Raw genomic sequence first — 20,480 nt, 5'->3', positions numbered from 1 at the left:
TCCTACAGCGCCCTGGCGCCGGCTAATGACAAACGACAAATTTGTGTCGTCGCGTCCTGATTTTTCTCATAATGCCGTGATAAATATTCAGCCGCAAGTTGCGCTTGTTGCTCATCGCGACACAGGGCAAACAAGGTGGGACCTGCACCGGAAATTCCCAAATGTAAAATGCCCAGCTCTGTCAGTGCAGCACGCAACTGCGGTAATTCGGGTATTAAAGGTGCGCGGGCCGGTTCAGCAACAAGATCTTGCAAAGCCGCTACGGCGTCAGCTTCATCTTTTTCGTAGAGTGCGCTGACAAACCGAGCCAGCATTCCGGCAAAAGCAATACTGTGGCTCAGCGCTAATTGCTGCGGCAACACCGCACGTGCGGCTTTCGTTGACAGCACAGTCCCGGGATAACTAAGCACCACACGCCAATGGTCAAACCAGGGTAAGCCGCGGCAGATTTGTGCACTTTGCGGCAACATCAACTGCAAACCACCAAAGTAAGATGGCGCGACATTATCAAAATGTATGCTGCCGCTAACACCGCCTTCCGCTTCCGCCATAAGTTGCAACAACTCAGATTGCGTTAAAGGGTTACCAAAATAGTCATTAAAAGCGTAACAGGCCACTACAATGGAACAGGCACTGGAGCCCAGACCACTGCCTACAGGCAGATTTTTATGCAGACGCAACGACAAGCGCGGCAATGTGCGGCCAACCTTTTGTTCAAATGCATAGAAACAACTTAGCACCAGATTATCTGTATGATCGGCTGGTAGCTGATGAACATAACGGCCGACAATGTCTAACGTCATGTCAGCTTGCTCGGCGCAAATATCCAATACGTCACCAAACAACGCACCATCAACCGGTTCAAACGCAGCGCCAAGCAGGTCAAAGCCTACCGAAAAATTACCGGTTGATGCCGGCGCGTAATAACGCTTTAAAAACCGTTCGGAACTTACTTCTAAAGATATTTGCATTGTTATTACACCTGTTGCTGCCAGCTAAGCGTGCGCATAATGTCACTGAATACCCCAGCCGATGTTACTGCAGCACCTGCACCATAACCGCGCAATACAAATGGGATTGGCTGATAATAGCGCGTGTGGATGGCCAGGGCATTTTCACCGTCTTTCACTTTGGCCAGTGGATGATCTGCGGCGAGCGCTTTAATCGCCACTTTACACTTACCATCGACAATTTCGCCAATATAACGCAGCACCTTTCCTTCTGCTTTAGTTGCACTTATACGTTGTGAAAAGGCGGCATCTAATTGCGGTAATTTAGCCATAAAATCGCTGATACTAACGTCAGCAGCAAACCCGGCTGGTAACACCGATTCCACTTCTACATCGCTAAGTTCCAGCGTCATGCCGGCTTCACGTGCCAAAATCAGCAACTTGCGGGCAACATCCATCCCAGATAAATCGTCACGAGGATCTGGCTCGGTAAAACCCAGTGCTTTGGCTTTTTGTGTAACATCGGATAACGATACGCCCGCTTCCAGTTCACCAAATATATAAGACAAAGAGCCAGATAAAATCCCTTCAAACGCCAGCAGTTCATCGCCAGCATTTAATAAGCCTTGCAAGGTATCAATGACCGGCAACCCAGCACCCACTGTCGTTTCGTACAAGAAACGGCGGCGGTGCTGCTGCGCTAACAGACGTAACTTTTGGTAGTAGGCAAATGACGCGGTATTGGCTTTTTTGTTTGGCGTAACAACGTGGAAACCTGCCGCCAGGAAATCAGCATACTGCGACGCTACCTGCTCTGAGCTGGTACAATCCACTAACACAGGATTAGTAAGATGCTGTTGCTGCGCAAATTGATTTAACGTTGCCAGCGAGAACGCTTGTGAGCTACTGCTAAGTTGTTGTTGCCAATGTTGTAAGTCAATACCATCATTATTGAGCAGTACGACCTTACTATTGGCAATACCATATACGGTCACTTTAACCTGACGGCTGTGTAAAAACGCTTGTTGGCGCTGGATTTGGGCTAAAAGCTCACTACCTACCACGCCGCAACCAACCAAAAACACATCAATACTGGGAATGTGGCTAAAGAAATTCTCATGGCACACCTTAACTGCATTCTTGCAAGCGGTTTGCTCAATAACTGCGGAAATAGACCGCTCACTGCTATCTTGAGCAATAGCAACCACATTCACCCGCGCTTGGGCTAATGAAGCAAAAAACTTTGCTGCAACGCCCCGATGCTGACGCATGCCATCGCCTACCAGGCTTACAATCGCCATATCTGACAATATGCTAAAAGGCCGCAGTAAGCCAGTTTGCAATTCCAGTTCAAATTCTTGTTGTAGTGCTTTTTTAGCGGCGGTTAAATGCAACTGCGGTACACAAAAACTAATACTAAATTCTGACGACGACTGCGTGATTAAGCTTACTGATATTTGCGAGCGAGCCATAGAAGCAAACACTCTGCTCGCCATGCCAACCACACCTTTTAAGCCAGGACCTGAGACAGTGATCAAACTAAGATGTTCCAGACTCGAAATACCTTTAACTAATGCATCACCTTCACCATTGTTATCAATACAGGTACCTGGCGCTGCAGGGTTAAGCGTATTTTTGATAAAGCAGGGGATATTGTAGCGGGCTAAAGGCCCAATAGTTTTGGGATGCAGTACTTTGGCACCAAAATACGACAACTCCATGGCTTCATCGTATGACAACTTATCGATTAGCTTGGCATTTTTAACCTGGCGCGGATCAGCACTGTAAACCCCATCCACGTCAGTCCATATCTCACACGCCGAAGCGCGGATACTAGCGGCAACAATAGCGCCAGAATAATCAGAACCATTTCGTCCCAGCAAACAGGTTTCGCCCTGGGCATTACTTGAGACAAAACCCGCAATAACATATACCTGAGCACTTTGACCGGTAATAGCCTGGGATAGAGTTTGCTCTGATGCGGCTACATCTGCAGTCGCATTTAAGTAGTCGCCACTGCTTTTAACCAAGGTTACGGCATCTAGCGCGACAGTCTGTACCTGGTTAGCGTTTAACAAAGCCGTCATCAACGCGACACTAAACTGCTCTCCTAAACCAAGGATCTGTGCCTTAATATGATCCGGACAGTGACGCAGCAGTTGTACGCCCGTCAACTGTGCTTGCAATTGCGTCAATTGATGAGCAATGACCAAGCGCGCCTGATCCAGCTGGGCAGCAGGAAAGCATTGTGCCGCATCCTCTGTCAACTGTTGGTAACGTTGGTGTAACTGTTGCAATAACGGGCTAAAGTCCGAGCCCAGGTAAGCGATGTCAGTCAGCTCAACCAGCGTATTGGTGACGCCTTGTGGTGCAGATAGCACCAGGCAAATACGATCTATCGATGTCAGTTGCCGCACTATTTGTGCAACCTCAGCAAAACGCTGTACCGACGCTAACGACGACCCGCCAAATTTGAGCACCCTCATGTAAAACTCCTTGCGCATTAATTACTGTTATTGTCAGTTATCGCGACACTTGTTTATTCAGTAACAGCTCTGAAAGCAGAGCTAAAAAAAAGACCCGTGACAGTTGAGGTCACGGGTCTTTTTTAGACAACACACCGCCGACCCCCTACCCCGAACGGGTGGTGGTAATAATAATGGTGGTGAGTACAGTCGTTTTTATTTTCATTGTGTTCACTATGCACAGACTTATAGACGTCTGTCAATGACTAATTAACCGCGTAGGTTATTTTACCTTTTTAAGGTAGGTTTCAGGTTGTTGCTGCCAAGCTACTGCCTGATTTCGCCCTTGCCGTTTTGCGTTATACAACGCAATATCAGATTGTTGAATAAGTTCATCAATCGTTTGTCCGCTGAAGCTTGACACACCGATGCTTACTGTCGCGTTGATATAATGGCCATTAAATAGCATTTGATGCCCAGCAGCAGCAGCACAGATACGATTAGCTACCAGTAAGGCACCAGCCATATCGGTTTCAGGCAAAATGACACCAAACTCCTCTCCGCCATAACGCCCGAGAACATCAGTATCGCGTAACAACGCCGCTATAATGCCTGATAACTCAATTAATACTGCATCACCGCCTTGATGGCCATATTGGTCATTTAACCGTTTAAATTTATCAAGATCAAATAGCAGTAATGACAAAGGATGCTGGTAACGCTTGGCACGCTGTATTTCCTGCCCCAGCTCATGTTGCCAGTGTCTTCGATTAAACACCCCGGTTAAGCCATCAGTTCGGTTTGCAAGTTCAAGCTGCGCCATGCTGTGTTGCAGTTGCTGCTGGTAGACATAGGCATCAGTCGCATCTTCAATCAGCAAACACACAAACTGCTCAGCACTATTCGGAGCTTTAAACGGCAACATGCTGCAGTTCTGAGCCATATGTTGGCTACCACTGCTAACCGGGCGCAAATGCGGTAATTTAATAATATATTGTCGTTGTTCCCAACTACTGAATGCTGGTGACTGTAATGCCAGTACGCCGTCAATCTTACGCTGCAGCCAAGCTTTTGGGGCATCAGCAAAAATGTCATAAACCAAGCGCCCGCTGACATCAGAGAGCTGGATATCTGCACGTCTTGCAATAAATTGATTGAAATAGACTATGTTATGCGCAGCATCTAACACCAGAACTCCGGTATTAAGCTGTGTAAGTAGAGGTTGAACTAACCAATCAAGTTGCATCAAAAACTGGCCAGGAACTGATCCAATATAAGACGAAGCCGCATCATCGCCTCGCCCGGTATGAGTAAAATCATATCGCAATTGAAACTATAGTCGGTTAGCTGGTAACGAATATCAACCTGCAATGCCAATTGCCACTGCTCAGCCGTAGATGCCAGTTTATCGGCAAAATGTTGATCTCTGCTCGACAAAATACGTGGCGCAGCATACGAAAAACTGTTTTCGAGTTGTTCCGCCAAGCCGTTTAAAAAGGTCGTCGTTAGCACTGAGCTGATATCGGTCAGCATTTCGGCTTCAGAGCTATCGTCATTACTGTAGCCCAACAATTTTGCAATAACATCAACGTTTGCCAGTTGATACAACATGATCGTTTCACCACGCAAGCCTTGATCGCCAAAAAAACCTAAGCTTATCATCGTAACGCTTTGCTGCTCATAGCGACTGGCAAAGTGTTCTGGTAGTTGCTCAGTGTCGACCAGCCGTATCGCGGGCACTTGTAAATGGACAAATGTATTCAGGTAACGCGCCAGTTTATCACTCGCCAGCCCCATCGCTACGTTTATCAATTCTTGCAAGCAGTCGCGTTGCTCTTCCGTGAAACGTAATTCAGTCATATCAAACCATACTTATGCATAACATCCGCAAGCTTAGCAGCACTTGCTGGTTTCTGAATAAAAGCTAGAGCTCCCAGCTCCATAACCCGCTTTTGCATCTCGGGCTGAATATCGGCAGAAACAACAATCACCAAACAATCCATTGCTTCAGCTTTAATCGCTTCAAGAACACCAACGCCGTCAAGCTCTGGCATCGTTAAATCAAGAAACACGATACCAATTTCCTGCGAACGTAAAACAGCCAACGCTTCCAGGCCATTGGAAGCAGTAGTGATGCTTGCATCGAAGTCGGCTGGCAAAGATTTTTTAAGTTGATTACGTGCCAGTAAAGAGTCGTCACATATTAACGCGGTTAAAGCCATGAACTGCAGCCTGTATTATCATTGTGGGTATTGGCATATTCTGGTTAAAAAATATATACATTGCATCACTATAAAGCAATATCTGAGCTATAAATAGCTCAGATCTCTATGGACTATTTGCAAACTGCCGGTTATTCGTTATGGTAGTGATAGTATTAAAACAATCTACTCGCCACACAAGGTACCTCCATGCAGCATAAAAGCTTGTCCCGTAAGCTGTTAACCAAAGTATTGTCGGTGTATTTTATACTGACGTTCGTGGTAACGGTGGGCCAGATTGTCGCAGAGTACTTTAACACTAAAGATCATATCAATGGTGAATTGGAAACCTTACAACAAACCTTTTCTGGAAGTCTGACCCGCGCCATTTGGGAACTTAACACGCAACAAGCAATGATTATTGCTGATGGCTTGTTAGCAATCCCAGCAATCGAAGGCATCATAGTTCGAGATGACAGTGGTGCAGTCATCACTCAATTGGGTCGTTATATTAATATTCAAGAACGCTTTAGCACTCAGCTGGTGCGTGAAGGCATTCGCTTAACTGAACAACAATCAGGTATATTTGGCTATACCTTTCCCCTTATTTTCGAATTTTCCGGCCGTGCAACCCAAGTTGGTGATGTGACGTTGTTTTCTAGCCGGGCTGTGGTTATTGATCGTATTAAAGTCGGCATTTACTTTCTGGTCGGTAATGCGATGCTAAAAACTACTTTTCTTATCATTTTGTTTTTAATGGCATTTCGAAAACAACTAACGCTACCGCTTACTGAACTGACACAACAAATAGAAGACTTGGAATTAGACCAGCTTGAGGGTGCAAAAGTTGAGATACAGCATGAAGAGACCTCAGAACTCAGCGTGATGGCGGACGCTTTTAACCGTTTAATTGGTCGGGTAGAAGATTATAAGAACCAACTAGAGTCTACGCAAAAGCAATTAATGTTATCCAATGAAAAGCTTGACCAGCAAAATTTGATGTTAGAACAGGAAGTCGCACGCAAAACTTCGGGTTTAAGTCAGGCTATGATGGATTTACAACAGCAGAAGCAGGAACTGGAAGTAAAACAGCAAAGCTTGCGCGAAGAAATAGAGCGCCGTCGTCATACGGAAGATGCTTTGCGCGGCAAGCAAACCGAGTTAGAAAAAATTGTTGACGATCTTAAACAGGCACAAGATAGACTTGTACAGTCGGAAAAAATGGCGGCATTGGGTGGTCTCGTTGCCGGTATTACACATGAAGTGAATACACCTGTAGGTATTGGTGTTACCGCAACCAGCTTTTTAGCAGAAAAACTACAAGCTCTTGATGTAGCCTATAAAGATAAAACACTAACACCAAAAACACTGGAGCACTTTATTGAAGAAGCTTCGCAAGGCACTGAGTTATTGCAGTCGAACTTGGTCAGGGCTTCTGAACTGATTGCCAGCTTTAAACAAATTGCTGTCGATCAAACCAGTGAAGCTGTACGAACGATTAACCTCGCTGACTATCTGAATGAAGTTATCCGATCTTTGCAGCCAAACTTTAAAAAAACCCGCCATAACATTGAAGTAAATTGTCCGGACAATATTATGCTGAGCTGCCCCGCAGGGGCAATTTCTCAGATTTTCACCAATTTATTGATGAACTCGCTGATCCATGGTTTCGAAGACATGCAAGACGGGTTAGTGCGTATCACCGTATTAGATGAAGGCGAGAATGTAGACATTAAATACAGTGATAACGGCAAAGGCTTACCTGCCGAGCAATTAGAGAAACTGTTTCACCCGTTTTTCACCACAAAACGAGATCAAGGCGGCAGCGGGCTTGGCACGCACATTACTTATAATTTAATTCGCCAGACACTAGGTGGTAGTGTTCAGGTTAGCAGCGAAGTGGGTAAAGGCTTGCACTACCACATTTGTTTTCCGAAAAATCTGAAAATATAACGCGGTAACACGTTATACTGCGGACCGGTTTTTTTGTATTGAGTAGATTATGTGGTTTAAAAACGTTCGGGTTTATAAGCTCAGTGCACCGTTAAGCACTGATATGGCTGTGTGGGAACAAGCGTTAACTGAATTCCGCTTTACACCGTTAAGTGCACAGGACGCCGTGAAATCAGGTTTCAGCTTCCCACTACATGCCAGTATTAAGCAGTATTGCCATGCTTGCCAACACATGCTGTTTTTTGCCGTAAAACGTCAGGAAAAGATCTTGCCTGCGGCGGTTATTAACGAAGAAATGCAGCCAAAACTAGAAGCTTTAGAACAAGAGAAAGGGCGTCCATTAAGCCGTAAAGAAAAACAAAGCCTAAAAGAAGAACTGCAACAAAGTCTATTACCCCGTGCGTTTAGCCGTTCTACCTTGACTCAGGGCTATTACGATGCTGAAAATCAATGGCTCGTCATTAATAGTGGCAGCGCAGGTAAGGCTGAAGATGTGTTAGCGTTGCTTCGCAAAGCATTAGGTTCGCTACCCGCATTGCCCTGGCTAGATAATCACAAGTTGAATGCTCATTTACAGTTGTGGTTACAAAATAAAGCTCTTCCACAAGGTTTTGTTCAGGGTTCAGATGCTGAGCTAAAAGCGCCAGACGAAGAAGGCGCCAAGGTAAAGTTCAGTAATCATTTACTCACCACCACTGAAGTACAAAGTCATCTGGAAGATAAGCTGGTCACTAGCATTAGTCTGGAGCAACACGAAGGGCTATCAGTGGCCATTACCGACGATGGTGCTATCAAGCGGATTAAGTTTCATGATTTGATTACAGCACAAAATGATGAACTGGGGTGGGATGACTTAACGGTAAGGTTAGACGCCGATTTGTTACTGATGGCATCAGCACTCAATAGTGCGCTACTAAGTATTAGCCAGCAACTTTCTGCTACTGACTAATCCCCAGCCTAACTAACTAAATACTGTTCGTACGTCCTGATATACCGTTTGTATATCAGGGTGTAGCATAAAGTTTTCCTGCGGCGCCATATGCATGTTCATGTAGTATTTTAACAAGCGCTGTTCTTGTTCTTTATCACTGTAACCATCCCGGGCAATATTTGCCAGACGAATAAAGTCAGTATAATCTGGGCCCGGATTACAAGGTTCTAATGTTTGCCAGTTCAACGCTACCTGTTGAAATTCATCAGCAAACCCCCACACATTGAGAATTCTTACACTTACCTGAGTAGCTAAATTTGTTGTTAAAAACAACAAAAACCGCGAATCTCCTAGTAAGTCTTGCTGGCGTTCGGCTTCAGTAATAAGTGGCAGTGCACCGATGTTATGGACTAATGCCATTAGCGTAAGAACGTCTTTATTTAGTCCTGAGCGACCAACCTGGCTGTTATAGTATGCCAGGCACGCTGCAGAGATGCTGGCTACCTCAATGCTGTTCTGCCACAACATGTCTAATTGTTTTTGTACTTGTTTGTGCTTAGATACAAATACTTGTTCCAATGCCATTGCAATGGCAATATTTCTAATTTGGCTTAAGCCTATTCGTGTTACTGCCTGGTTTAGTGTTGTAACCTTAATTGAACGTCCCATAAAGGCGCTGTTTGCGACTTTGATCATTCTGGCAGCCAGTGCGGGGTCTTGCGCAATAACATCCGCCATCTCGTTGAGGCTGATATCAGGCTCTGCTGAGCGTTGTCTTACTTTTAGCGCTACATCTGGCAGTGTTGGTAATACCAATTCGTCATGTTGAATTTTATGCTTTAAAATCTGAAGCAATTGTTGTTGCGCTGTCATAGTATCTCCTTAGCTAAACCACACTAGGCTTCTTGCTGCGATGAGCTGGCAATTACCTGCCACATGCGTTTAATTAACGCTTCGCAACTTTCACATTGTTTATTATTGGCATTTAGCTCTAACTCTCCCGCAAGTGCTGTAATATCAGGATAGCCCATACTGCCGGCGCTGCCTTTCAAACTATGCGCTGCATAAGATAATTGCGGCCACTGAGAGGAACCGCAATATTGTTGTAATTCTTTTACCAGTGCAGGCAATTGCTCAGCAAACTGCTGTTTCAATGCTTGCATTTGCGGGTCTAACGCCAACTGTTGCGCCAGTATGTCAATTGTAGGCGATGAAGCTTTACCATATTTAGTCAGTATAGCTATCAAATCGACTTGCATTATGGGTTTAGGCATTAGGTCCTGGCAACCAGAGCGACGATATCGTTCCAAATCTTCAGACATCACATTTGCCGTAACAGCTATTATGGGTGTTTCAATACCTGCATGCCGAATCAAACGCGTCGCCTCTTCTCCGCCCATTAACGGCATTTGCATATCCATGAAGATAAGATCAAAGTCATCGGCCAAAGCACGCTCTACTGCTTTATGTCCATTGGCAACGACCTCACAACTGGCATTAGATTTTGCTAACATTAGTTGTAACAACAGTTGATTATCAACGTTGTCCTCAGCTACCAATATGTGTAATTTTCGCCCTGCATCTGCCTCCAAAATCACATCGGTTTCAGCGGTTGTTTTAGTAAAGCTTGTCACCAACTCGGGTTGCTGTGCTACACAATCAAACTGTAACTCGAAACAGCTCCCTATACCTTTGACACTTTCAACATGAATATCGCCACCCATTTGCAGCATGAGTTTTTTCGAAATACACAGCCCTAATCCGGTCCCACCATAGTGACGGGTTACCGTGGCATCAGCTTGCACGAACGGTTTAAAAATCCGACTGAGTTCTTCAACGCTCATGCCAATACCACTGTCTTTAACCTGAATAAATAATTGCTGGCTGACGACGTCAAACGACAGACTAATGACAATCTTGCCCTTCTGGGTAAACTTTACTGAATTACTGGTTAAATTTAACAGCACCTGCCGAAATCTTAAAACATCATTGTGCAAATAACGTGGTAATGGATAGTTTAACTGTAATATGCAGTTTAAACCTTTGGCTTCAGCTTGACTGCGAGTGAGCTGATAAACATCATCAATCACCGCCAGGCAATCAAAGGTTTCATAATTCAGCTCTAGTTTTTCAGCCTCAATCTTGGATAAATCCAAAATATCATTAATCAGGTTTAGTAAATGATCACCGCTTTTTAGCACGCGTTGCAGATAGTTTTGTAACTTAATGCTGTCATTCTCATGCTGTGCTTGTTCAGAAAAACCAATAATAGCGGTTAACGGTGTACGAATTTCATGACTCATATTGGCTAAAAATACACTTTTCAATCTATTGGCTTGCTCTGCCGTTTCTCGAGCCAGAATCAGTTCCTGGTTAGCAGCAGCCAAGTCATCGTTCACGCGCGCCAAATCTTGTGTACGCCTGAGGACTTTATCTTCTAATTGCTGTTTATAAGCACGCTCACGTTCTCGATAGACGCGTAGCTGCCTAACCATAACATTGAATGCTGCGAACATATCGCCTAATTCATCTTGCTTTTTAACCTCTAATAACGTTGATAAATCACCTCGGCCTACAGCAGTTTTAGCGGCGGTTAATTGCTTAATAGGCTCGAAAATATTGCGGATCAGTAACCAATACGCCAATAGTGGCAGGATTAAACAGACTAATATTATCAACAGTACCAGTACCAAAGACAAAGTATGCTGTGTGTTTAGCAGTTCATCTTCGTCTATGCCATACAGTAACTGATAAGAACCGGGCAGACTTTTTCCCAATAGTAACCGGCTTTGCCCCAACAGGATGACATCAGCAAATTGATCGGCGTCAATACTGTGTTGAATCGCTCTAAAGTTTGTTGGGGCAAATGCGCTACCTATAAGCGCTGGATTACTGGCATAGGTAATAGTAGCAGCGCGATTAATTAACAGCGTGACGCTGTTGGGGGTGTGCTGATAACTTACTGTCTCAGCAAATACGTCAAGGTTTAGTACAATAACTAAGTAGCCCCACAGCCTCCTTGACTCTGTTACTGAAGGAACATAAAGCTTATGTGCAAAAAACAATTTAAGGCTATTGCTGTCAGTATCTTCCGCTAGAAAATAACCGGCTTTATCTACCTGAGCCTGTAAAGAAGAAAAATATTCATTGCGAAACCGGTTAGGGACAATAGAGGACTCTGTTTTAATGGGTACCTGTGCTTCATAATCACCATTCAGGTTTAGCAACTTTACCGACTGGATGAGGCGGTCTGTTGTTATTAGCTGACTAAATTGCTGTTCCACCGCCTGCTTCGATTCAGCCGTTGCCGATTGAATATGCTGCAATACCTGTGGATTGGTTGCCAACATTGCCAAACGCGTTTGTTGGTGCGCTAAAAAGCTGGTAAGGCGCATTTGCTGACGGGTTAAGGCCCTTTCTGCATTGAAAAAAGCCTCTTGCTGCATGTACTGTTTGCTAAACTGATATGCCATAAAGCCGAACGCCATCACTGGTAAAACCAGCAATGGCAGCATATAAGCAACTAGGGTTTCACGTAACTTCATCCTTGCCCTGACGTGTCAGCCGATACCGGCTCTGCATTTTGCATAGGAACACAGCATAACCAGCCCGAGTCGACGCGACAAGTACTAGTTTACATCAGCGTGATATAAGGTTTTTATCCACCGTTCTTCCGTTATAAAATTCCAATGCCATTTTTTCCACTGCTCGCCCAGTCCTTTGTCTACAGCTTGTTGCTCTGTCATACCTTGCGCTTTAAACTCATTCACTATGGCCAACGTGGCTTCCATCATTGCTAATGAACGTTGCACCCCGGCTTTATCCGTCAAGTTGCCATGCCCGGGTATCACTTTTGTCGTGTCATTCAACATGTTTATTAGTTGCCGGGTATTGTTTATATACCCTTTTACTGACCCACCTTTACTAGTATCAATAAAAGGAAAGCGCCCTTCAAACAATAAATCCCCCATATGCACGATATTGGCTTCTTCAAACCAAACAACAATGTCACCGTCAGTATGACTTGCCGGCATCGCATCTAACCGCACAGTCATGCCGTTCATACGCAGGCGAAGCTGTTCGATAAAAGTTGTGGTTGGCAGACCAGCTGTAGGAAAAGCGCCATCCTGCTGTAAGCGGATCAGTACATTTTGATGTGCAATAATGTCAACGCCGGCAGATAAGGCGGCATTGCTACCAACATGATCACCATGTACATGAGTATTGATCAGCCGGCTTAACGGTTTTCCTGCACTTAGTTGCAGCACTTTGGAACGAATTTTTTCTGCTAATTCTGCATACTGCGAATCAATCAGCAGCACTTCGTCGCCAGCAACGAATGTCGCCATATTACCGCCAGCACCGGACAGCATATATATATTGCTGCCTAACGCAGTTTCTTTAATTTGTACATCAGCAAATCGATCTGCCTGCGCCGAGAATACCGTTAATATCAATCCGCAAGCGGCTATAATCGAATAGTTCATGGTTATTTATCCCAAAATAATCTTGCTTCGCATTATCAATGCCAATACCGAAATGTTAAGTGCAGTAAATATCACACCGCGTGCAATTAGGTATATAACAGCATTGCTAACACAGCCAATGTCATTACATCAGAAATCGGAATGTCCAATGATAGTAACATGCTAACAACGCTAGCTAGCGTAATCTGGATCACTTCCGCCTATATCAGTTGCCGTTAGATTGGAGAGTGAACATCATAATATTCTAATAGTTAGTGTTGATGAGTCAGCCACAGCGTGTTGTAAAAACGACTATCGCTTAAAAAGAAAAAGCTGGCAAAATGCCAGCTTTATGCACAACCAAGCAATACATCTATTAAATAATCTTATTTTGCTGCCAGAATTTTTCTTTTTCTAAGCGCTTTTGCCGCTTTTCGCAGGGTTTATCACAGTCACAGGCCTTTTCTATACCAATTTCACCCAAACCACCACAGCTACCGGCGATGGTTTTTCGCTGCACCAGATAGCCTAATGCCATTGCCACGACAACCAGAAGAAACAAAGCAAAAGTGAGTAAAAATATCGTCATAGCTACTCCGCTATTCGGTTAAAAAAGGTTTAAAAGCGTCGGACACCAGCTCTTTAAAACCGTCATCCGTTTTAACTACCAGCAACGCTGCAATATTATACTGGTTTGCAAAGGCAATAGCTTCCTCAGATGACATAACATTTATTGCAGTAGCATAACCATCCGCCGTCATACAGGATGGATGAAGTACCGTCGCAGACACGGTCCGATGCTGTATCGGCTTGCCACTGCGGGGATCTATTAAATGCGAGTAGCGAATACCATCTTCTTCAAAATAGTTGCGATAATCGCCTGAGGTGGCAACGCCCATATCTCCGGTTTGTAAAATACGCTGTACATTACGCTCTGCACTAACCGGCTTTTCGATGGCTATTTTCCAAGGCTGCGCCTCAGGCTTGCTGCCCTTGATGCGCATTTCACCGCCAATTTCGACAAGGTAATTATTGATACCATTTTGCTGAAGAATTTCGGCGACACGATCAACGCCATAGCCTTTTGCTATGGTAGACAAATCGACAGCCAAACCGACAACAGACTTAATCAAACCGTTATTGGTTAAAGTCAACTTATCAAACCCGACAACGGTCCTTGCCTGCTCAATGTCACTTGGTACTGGGGCATGTTCTATTCTACCGTGGGCACCAAAGCCCCATAACTCAACCAAGGGCCCTACCGTAACGTCTAGTACACCGCCTGTTTGCTTGGCCAATCTTATCGCCTCAGACATAACAGTATACGTTTGAGTTGATAGCGTAAATTCTGTATTGGCTTCGTGACGGTTAAACCTCATTAATTCGGATTCAGGTCGATATGTCGACATTAAATCATTCACTAACTCCAATTCGATATCTATCTGTTGCTGCAAATCAACGGCATCAACTTTTGTCTCGGGGTAAAACTTAACAACATAATAAGTCCCCATAGTACTGCCGTTAAGCTGAACTTGCTCGTTGGTAGATGTAGTAGGACTGCAAGCGGCAGTAATGGCCAAAACCATTAATACCATACTCAATTTTATCAAAGAAAACGCGCGCATATAGTTTCCAGAAAGCAGAAGGGGCAGCCTTGCGGACGCCCCTTTCGGTGTTACATTAACTGTTAGCCACCAAAATCATCTAACAATATGTTTTCATCTTCAACGCCTAGATCTTTAAGCATGTTGATCACAGCTTTGTTCATCATCGGCGGACCACACATATAAAACTCGCAGTCTTCCGGTGCTTTGTGATTTTTCAGGTAATTTTCATAAATAACATTATGAATAAAACCGGTATAACCACTCCAGTTATCTTCTGGTTGAGGGTCTGATAGCGCAACGTGCCATTCAAAATTCTCATTCTCAGCTGCTAGCATATCAAAATCTTCGACGTAGAACATTTCACGTTTAGAACGTGCACCGTACCAGAATGAAATTTTACGCGTAGACTTCAACCGGCGTAACTGATCAAAAATATGTGAACGCATCGGGGCCATACCCGCACCGCCACCGATAAATACCATTTCCGCTTCAGTTTCTTTAGCGAAGAACTCACCAAATGGACCTGAAATCGTTACTTTATCACCCTGCTTTAAGCTCCAGATAAATGACGACATCTTACCGCATGGCAGTGTCAGATTATTAGGTGGCGGCGTAGCAATACGCACGTTCAACATAATAATGCCTTCTTCTTCCGGATAGTTCGCCATTGAATAAGCACGAATAGTCTCTTCGTCTACTTTTGACTCCAGAGTGAAAAACTTAAAGCGTTCCCAATCACCACGGAATTGCTCTGGGACGTCAAAGTCCTTGTATTTCACATGGTGCGCTGGTGCTTCAATTTGAATATATCCACCGGCACGGAACGGCACAGACTCGCCGTCAGGAATTTGCAACTTAAGCTCCTTGATAAAAGTCGCTTTGTTATCGTTAGAAATAACGTCACATTCCCATTTCTTGATGCCGAAGATTTCATCTTCAACTTCAATGTCCATGTCAGTTTTTACATTTACCTGACAAGACAAACGACAACCTTCGCGAGCCTCACCTTTGGTGATGTGTCCTAGCTCTGTTGGCAGAATTTCACCGCCACCCGCTTTGACATGCACACGGCACTGGCCACAAGAACCACCACCACCACAGGCTGACGACAAGAAAATACCTTTGTCTGCCAATGCACCCAAAAGCTTGCCACCCGCTTTGGTTTTAATTGCTTTAGTTGGATCACCATTGATACTGATCGTGATGTCACCTGAGGCTACTAACTTAGATTTAGCTGCCAAAATTATAACAACTAACGCCAGAACCATTAAGGTAAACATGCCAACGCCAAGAAATATGTCTACATTTTCCATCTTCTGTGCCTTTACCCCTTACAGTGAAACACCAGAGAAAGACATAAAGCCTAACCCCATTAAGCCAACCATTAAGAACGTTATACCCAGACCACGTAAACCGTGTGGAATATCTGCATATTTTAACTTCTCACGAATACCTGCCAGCAATGTGATGGCCAACATCCAGCCAATGCCACTGCCTATGCCAAACACAACACTCTCACCAAAGTTGTAATCACGCTCAACCATAAAGGCTACCGCACCAAAAATGGCACAGTTAACGGTAATTAACGGCAAGAATATACCCAAGGCGTTGTATAACGCAGGGAAAAACTTGTCTAAAATCATTTCCAGGATCTGAACCAGTGCAGCAATAACACCGATATAGGTCAAGAACCCCAGGAAACTCAAATCTGCCTCTGGAAAGCCTGCCCAACCCAAAGCGCCTGGCGCTAATAAGTTTTGATAGACAAGATTATTTACCGGTACAGAAATACCCAATACAACAGTAACGGCAATACCTAAACCGAACGCTGTGGTGATTTTTTTCGATACGGCAATAAAAGTACACATACCAAGAAAAAAAGCCAATGCCAGGTTTTCAATAAAGACGGCTCTTACGAATAAACTAATATAATGTTCCATCTCTATCTCCTTAGGCCTTCTCAACCTGCTCGGTACGGAAGGTGCGCAGTACCCAGATAAAACCGGCAATGATGATAAACGCACTAGGCGGCATCAACAATAAACCCATCGGTTGGTACCAACCGCCATCTTTAACCAGCGGCATAATTTCGACACCAAATACGGTACCAGACCCACCAAGCTCACGAATAAACGCTACGGTCATTAGTACAAAGCTATAACCTAAGCCATTACCAATACCGTCGAGGAAGCTAATACCTGGCGCACTTTTCATTGCAAAGGCTTCAGCACGTCCCATTACAATACAGTTGGTAATAATCAGACCAACGAATACCGACAGCTCTTTAGCAACATCGTAAGCAAAAGCTTTTAGCAGCTGATCAACGACAATTACCAGAGAGGCGATAATAGTCATTTGCACAATAATCCGCACACTAGATGGGATATGGTTACGTATTAAAGAGATAAAGAAGTTAGAGAAAGCCGTTACTAAGGTTAGTGCAATACACATAACCAAGGCTTTATCCATTTTTGTGGTTACCGCTAAAGCAGAACAAATACCTAATACTTGAAGTGCTATAGGGTTGTTAGCCAGCAATGGCCCAAATAAGACCGATTTAATTTCTTTTGCATTAGCCATTGTTTAATGCTCCCTCACGAACTTTAGTCAGGAAAGGGGCAAAACCCTTAGCACCTGCCCAGAAATCAAAAGTGTGCTGTACGCCGTTACTGGTTAATGTCGCGCCAGATAAACCATCCACTTCGAATGCAGAATCAGCGCTTGCATTACCAGGTTTAACCACTTTAATTGCTGGCTCACCAGATTTATCCAGTAACTTTTTACCTTCAAACTGCGCCACCCATTTCGGATTTTGCACTTCGCCACCTAATCCTGCTGTCTCGCCCTGCTCATAATAATTCAGACCTTTTATCGTCGAACCATCAGCACCCAAAGCTAAGAAAGCATGCATAGTAGACCATAAGCCATAACCATGAATGGGTAGAACGATGGCAGACAGCTCACCTGACTCCACACCGTTTTCATAAGCAAAGTACACCGGAGCAATATTTGCACGGCTTTTAATCGAAGCAATGTCTTCTTCGCCAGCAAGTCGCGTGCTGGTTTCAGGATCCTTCATCGCTTTGCGGTAGTCGTAATCTTTTGGTTTATCAACTAAATCACCCGTCTCTAAATCAACAAAGCGTTCTGCAATGTGCTTGCTGTACAACTCGTTGATATTTGAGCCCGATAATAAGCCGGTAACAGCCAACACGTTTTTCTGAGAATCCAGCAATTTGTTTGCTGTTTGCTGCGGACGCAATTGTACCGCCGCAGTCGATACAATGACTGCACACACCAGACATAAAGAGATGACTACTATCAGCGTTTTGCTAATGCTATCGTTATTACTAGACATTACGTGCCAGCCTCCGCTTGATATTGGCCTGAGCCACGAAGAAATCGAACAATGGCGAGAACAAGTTTGCGAACAGTATTGCCAACATCATACCTTCAGGGTACGCCGGGTTAACCACACGAATCATCACCACCATAAAACCAATCAAAATACCGTAAGCCCATTTACCTTTGTCGGTAAAGGAAGCCGATACTGGGTCAGTTGCCATAAAGAACATACCAATAGCAAAACCACCCAACACCAGATGCCAATGCCATGGCATGGCAAACATAGCGTTTGATTCAGAGCCAACTGCGTTAAACAAGTACGCCGATAAAATCATGCCTACCATAACGCCAACAACAATACGCCATGACGCAATACGGAAATAAATCAGCGCTAAACCACCTATTAATAGGGCTAATACTGACGTTTCACCGACTGAACCAGGAATAAAGCCGTAGAAAGCATCCCACCAAAGTTGCGTGTTAGACGCGTAATCTAAATCACCCGAAGCAGCTTTGCTTAACCAGGTCGCACCGGAGTAACCATCAGCGACAGTCCAAACTGAGTCACCTGAGATGTTGCTAGGATAGGCAAAGAATAAAAACGCGCGGCCAGCCAGTGCCGGGTTTAAGAAATTACGGCCTGTCCCACCGAATACTTCCTTCGCAATAACCACACCGAAGGTAATACCCAATGCTACCTGCCACAACGGTATAGTTGCAGGCAAAATTAGCGCGAATAATATCGAGCTTACAAAGAAGCCTTCGTTTACTTCGTGCTTACGCACCGACGCAAACAGCACTTCCCAGAAACCACCAACAATAAATGTTACTGCGTAGATGGGTAGAAACCATACGGCGCCATAGAGCATTTTACTGCCCCAGCCTGACGCAGCAGAGAGATCGCCCCCTAGAGCAGAGAATATTGCAACCTGCCAGGTCTCTGGCATACCAAAACCGGCTTGCAGCGCAATAACTGCCTGGTGGCCAATGTTGTACATACCGAAGAATAATGCTGGAAACAACGCCAACCAAACAAAAATCATGATCCGTTTTAAATCAATGCTATCACGTACGTGAGTACCATTTTTAGTTACTAGACCAGGTGTGTATAATACAGTGGCAACGGCTTCATACAACGCATACCACTTTTCGTATTTGCCACCTTTTTCAAATGATGGCTCAATGCGCTCTAAAAAATGCTTTAAACTCATGATTAGCCTTCCTTCTGAATGGTCGTCAGGCAATTACGCAAAATGGTGCCGTAGTCGTATTTACCCGGACACACAAAGGTGCACAGTGCCAGATCTTCTTCATCTAACTCCAGACAACCCAACGTCTGAGCGCCATCAGTATCACCGGAGATCATGTCACGCAGTAACAAAGTAGGCAGAATATCCAACGGTACAACACGCTCGTAATTACCAATTGGCACCATGGCACGTGCAGAGCCGTTTGTCGTGGTGGTCATGTTAAATAACCGCTTTGGACTCAGGTGTGACAGGTAAGCACGGGTTACTGAGAACTTACTTGCTCCCGGCGCAATCCAGCCTAAAAATTCTTTATCAAAACCTTCAGCCAGTACTGATACCTGAGTGTGGAAACGACCAACATAGCCGTGAACACCATGTGCAGTAGCGCCAGATAACACTGAGCCAGAAATGATACGGTTTTGACCTTCAGCCAGTTCACCTTCAGTTAACTCAGCAACAGAAGCGCCAAGTACTGCTTTAATTAAACGTGGTTGCTTAACCGCTGGCCCAGCCAGCGCATAAACACGCTCGCTATGTAACTCTCCAGTAGTAAATAGTTTACCAATGGCAATAACATCCTGATAGCCAATGTGCCAAACCACTTTTTTTGCACTTACCGGATCTAACTGATGAATGTGCGTACCGACCAAACCAGCTGGATGAGGACCATCAAACTCAGCCACTTCAGTTTTACTGGTTGACGGTATTACGGCGCCAGCTTTTTTTGTCAAGTACAGCTTGCCATCAGTCAGCGCGGACAATACCGTTAAGCCATAAGTAAAAGCTTCAGTTTCCGTAGCAATAATGACAGCCGGATCAGCTGCCAATGGATTGGTATCCATAGCGTTGACAAAAATCGCCTTTGGCGTGCTGTCAATAGCAGGTGTTTGACTAAACGGCCGGGTGCGCAGTGCTACCCAAAGCCCTGAGTCAACCAAATTCTGTGTCACCTGTTCGCGGCTTAAGCCAGCAAGCTGGTCCGCTGAATAGGTAGCGAATTTAATCGCGTCATTGCCTGCAGCTTCAATAACTACAGATTGCAAAACACGTTTCGCACCACGGTTAACAGCAGTAACCTTACCCGCCAACGGTGCAGTAAATTTCACGCCAGGTGTTTTCTTATCTTCGAAAAGCACCTGACCTTTTTTTACTGTATCACCAACTTCAACCGACATGGTTGGACGCATACCAATATACTCTTCGCCTAATACAGCGACAGTTTTAATGGAATTGCCCGTACTGATCTCTTGTTTAGGACTGCCCGCGAGGGGAATGTCCAAGCCTTTTTTGAGTTTTATCATACGTACTTGCA

At 44.6% G+C, this 20,480-nt stretch carries 18 protein-coding genes; 2 read left to right on the top strand and 16 right to left on the bottom strand.

The annotated features are described in order from the left end of the window. Positions 1–2: 2 nt before the first annotated feature. The 5 genes from thrB to ORJ00_RS16820 form a co-directional block, all read right to left on the bottom strand. Positions 3–971, bottom strand: a complete 969-nt coding sequence (thrB, locus tag ORJ00_RS16840) for a homoserine kinase (protein WP_305975839.1) — start codon at positions 969–971, stop codon at positions 3–5. 5 nt (positions 972–976) lie between these two features. Further along, positions 977–3,436: a bifunctional aspartate kinase/homoserine dehydrogenase I gene (thrA, locus tag ORJ00_RS16835; RefSeq protein WP_027671946.1), complete on the bottom strand. Its 2,460-nt coding sequence runs from the start codon at positions 3,434–3,436 to the stop codon at positions 977–979. A gap of 262 nt (positions 3,437–3,698) precedes the next feature. Continuing rightward, the gene (locus ORJ00_RS16830; protein ID WP_306140406.1) at positions 3,699–4,661 is read right to left on the bottom strand and encodes a sensor domain-containing diguanylate cyclase; all 963 of its coding nucleotides are present in this window, start codon (positions 4,659–4,661) and stop codon (positions 3,699–3,701) included. Further along, positions 4,661–5,275, bottom strand: coding sequence for a hypothetical protein (locus ORJ00_RS16825; protein ID WP_027671944.1), 615 nt, complete (start codon positions 5,273–5,275; stop codon positions 4,661–4,663). Before ORJ00_RS16825 ends, ORJ00_RS16830 begins: the two co-directional genes overlap by 1 nt. Next, positions 5,272–5,637, bottom strand: a complete 366-nt coding sequence (locus ORJ00_RS16820; protein ID WP_027671943.1) for a response regulator — start codon at positions 5,635–5,637, stop codon at positions 5,272–5,274. The genes ORJ00_RS16825 and ORJ00_RS16820 overlap by 4 nt, the downstream gene beginning before the upstream one ends. Positions 5,638–5,826: 189 nt before the next feature. On the opposite strand from ORJ00_RS16820, the gene ORJ00_RS16815 reads away from it, so the two are divergent. After that, complete coding sequence (locus tag ORJ00_RS16815) at positions 5,827–7,569, top strand: sensor histidine kinase (RefSeq protein ID WP_027671942.1); 1,743 nt, start codon at positions 5,827–5,829, stop codon at positions 7,567–7,569. Between the two features lie 49 nt (positions 7,570–7,618). After that, on the top strand, positions 7,619–8,518 hold the full coding sequence (locus ORJ00_RS16810; protein WP_027671941.1) for a recombination-associated protein RdgC: 900 nt from the start codon (positions 7,619–7,621) through the stop codon (positions 8,516–8,518). Positions 8,519–8,530: 12 nt separating this feature from the next. Here ORJ00_RS16810 and ORJ00_RS16805 read toward each other — a convergent pair whose 3' ends face one another. The 11 genes from ORJ00_RS16805 to ORJ00_RS16755 all read right to left on the bottom strand — a co-directional run bounded on the left by ORJ00_RS16805 (position 8,531) and on the right by ORJ00_RS16755 (position 20,469). Continuing rightward, entirely contained in the window at positions 8,531–9,373 is an 843-nt protein-coding gene (locus ORJ00_RS16805; RefSeq protein ID WP_027672613.1) for an HDOD domain-containing protein, read from the bottom strand. 23 nt (positions 9,374–9,396) lie between these two features. Beyond that, positions 9,397–12,045, bottom strand: coding sequence for a hybrid sensor histidine kinase/response regulator (locus tag ORJ00_RS16800; RefSeq protein ID WP_306140395.1), 2,649 nt, complete (start codon positions 12,043–12,045; stop codon positions 9,397–9,399). 84 nt (positions 12,046–12,129) lie between these two features. After that, positions 12,130–12,987, bottom strand: coding sequence for an MBL fold metallo-hydrolase (locus tag ORJ00_RS16795; RefSeq protein WP_306140394.1), 858 nt, complete (start codon positions 12,985–12,987; stop codon positions 12,130–12,132). Positions 12,988–13,342: 355 nt separating this feature from the next. Continuing rightward, the gene (gene nqrM / locus ORJ00_RS16790) at positions 13,343–13,555 is read right to left on the bottom strand and encodes a (Na+)-NQR maturation NqrM (RefSeq protein WP_027670347.1); all 213 of its coding nucleotides are present in this window, start codon (positions 13,553–13,555) and stop codon (positions 13,343–13,345) included. A 10-nt stretch (positions 13,556–13,565) separates the two neighbouring features. Continuing rightward, positions 13,566–14,591, bottom strand: coding sequence for an FAD:protein FMN transferase (locus ORJ00_RS16785; RefSeq protein WP_306140393.1), 1,026 nt, complete (start codon positions 14,589–14,591; stop codon positions 13,566–13,568). A gap of 62 nt (positions 14,592–14,653) precedes the next feature. Then, positions 14,654–15,886 (bottom strand): NADH:ubiquinone reductase (Na(+)-transporting) subunit F, encoded by a 1,233-nt coding sequence (gene nqrF / locus ORJ00_RS16780; protein ID WP_027670345.1) that lies wholly within the window; start codon positions 15,884–15,886, stop codon positions 14,654–14,656. Between the two features lie 18 nt (positions 15,887–15,904). Next, complete coding sequence (gene nqrE, locus ORJ00_RS16775) at positions 15,905–16,513, bottom strand: NADH:ubiquinone reductase (Na(+)-transporting) subunit E (RefSeq protein WP_027670344.1); 609 nt, start codon at positions 16,511–16,513, stop codon at positions 15,905–15,907. Between the two features lie 10 nt (positions 16,514–16,523). Then, positions 16,524–17,153, bottom strand: a complete 630-nt coding sequence (locus tag ORJ00_RS16770; RefSeq protein WP_305975827.1) for an NADH:ubiquinone reductase (Na(+)-transporting) subunit D — start codon at positions 17,151–17,153, stop codon at positions 16,524–16,526. Continuing rightward, on the bottom strand, positions 17,146–17,931 hold the full coding sequence (locus tag ORJ00_RS16765; protein ID WP_306140391.1) for a Na(+)-translocating NADH-quinone reductase subunit C: 786 nt from the start codon (positions 17,929–17,931) through the stop codon (positions 17,146–17,148). Before ORJ00_RS16765 ends, ORJ00_RS16770 begins: the two co-directional genes overlap by 8 nt. Further along, positions 17,924–19,129, bottom strand: a complete 1,206-nt coding sequence (locus tag ORJ00_RS16760; protein WP_027670341.1) for an NADH:ubiquinone reductase (Na(+)-transporting) subunit B — start codon at positions 19,127–19,129, stop codon at positions 17,924–17,926. Before ORJ00_RS16760 ends, ORJ00_RS16765 begins: the two co-directional genes overlap by 8 nt. Positions 19,130–19,131: 2 nt before the next feature. Beyond that, a complete protein-coding gene (locus tag ORJ00_RS16755; protein ID WP_306138233.1) occupies positions 19,132–20,469 on the bottom strand; it encodes a Na(+)-translocating NADH-quinone reductase subunit A in 1,338 nt (445 codons plus the stop codon). Between the last annotated feature and the right edge of the window lie 11 nt (positions 20,470–20,480).

Source organism: Rheinheimera baltica (assembly GCF_030731985.1).
Classification (GTDB): Bacteria; Pseudomonadota; Gammaproteobacteria; order Enterobacterales; family Alteromonadaceae; genus Alishewanella; species Alishewanella baltica.
The sequence above is the reverse complement of the archived record's forward strand: the minus strand, read 5'-3'. Positions and strand labels throughout refer to the sequence as shown.

Coding starts and splice junctions, on each gene's coding strand:
- nqrM (WP_027670347.1), bottom strand. CDS start 13,555: ATGACGATATTTTTACTCACTTTTGCTTTGTTTCTTCTGGTTGTCGTG.
- ORJ00_RS16770 (WP_305975827.1), bottom strand. CDS start 17,153: ATGGCTAATGCAAAAGAAATTAAATCGGTCTTATTTGGGCCATTGCTG.
- ORJ00_RS16820 (WP_027671943.1), bottom strand. CDS start 5,637: ATGGCTTTAACCGCGTTAATATGTGACGACTCTTTACTGGCACGTAAT.
- ORJ00_RS16810 (WP_027671941.1), top strand. CDS start 7,619: ATGTGGTTTAAAAACGTTCGGGTTTATAAGCTCAGTGCACCGTTAAGC.
- ORJ00_RS16825 (WP_027671944.1), bottom strand. CDS start 5,275: ATGACTGAATTACGTTTCACGGAAGAGCAACGCGACTGCTTGCAAGAA.
- nqrE (WP_027670344.1), bottom strand. CDS start 16,513: ATGGAACATTATATTAGTTTATTCGTAAGAGCCGTCTTTATTGAAAAC.
- nqrF (WP_027670345.1), bottom strand. CDS start 15,886: ATGGAAAATGTAGACATATTTCTTGGCGTTGGCATGTTTACCTTAATG.
- ORJ00_RS16785 (WP_306140393.1), bottom strand. CDS start 14,591: ATGCGCGCGTTTTCTTTGATAAAATTGAGTATGGTATTAATGGTTTTG.
- thrB (WP_305975839.1), bottom strand. CDS start 971: ATGCAAATATCTTTAGAAGTAAGTTCCGAACGGTTTTTAAAGCGTTAT.
- ORJ00_RS16765 (WP_306140391.1), bottom strand. CDS start 17,931: ATGTCTAGTAATAACGATAGCATTAGCAAAACGCTGATAGTAGTCATC.
- ORJ00_RS16795 (WP_306140394.1), bottom strand. CDS start 12,987: ATGAACTATTCGATTATAGCCGCTTGCGGATTGATATTAACGGTATTC.
- ORJ00_RS16800 (WP_306140395.1), bottom strand. CDS start 12,045: ATGAAGTTACGTGAAACCCTAGTTGCTTATATGCTGCCATTGCTGGTT.
- ORJ00_RS16815 (WP_027671942.1), top strand. CDS start 5,827: ATGCAGCATAAAAGCTTGTCCCGTAAGCTGTTAACCAAAGTATTGTCG.
- ORJ00_RS16755 (WP_306138233.1), bottom strand. CDS start 20,469: ATGATAAAACTCAAAAAAGGCTTGGACATTCCCCTCGCGGGCAGTCCT.
- ORJ00_RS16805 (WP_027672613.1), bottom strand. CDS start 9,373: ATGACAGCGCAACAACAATTGCTTCAGATTTTAAAGCATAAAATTCAA.
- ORJ00_RS16830 (WP_306140406.1), bottom strand. CDS start 4,661: ATGCAACTTGATTGGTTAGTTCAACCTCTACTTACACAGCTTAATACC.
- ORJ00_RS16760 (WP_027670341.1), bottom strand. CDS start 19,129: ATGAGTTTAAAGCATTTTTTAGAGCGCATTGAGCCATCATTTGAAAAA.
- thrA (WP_027671946.1), bottom strand. CDS start 3,436: ATGAGGGTGCTCAAATTTGGCGGGTCGTCGTTAGCGTCGGTACAGCGT.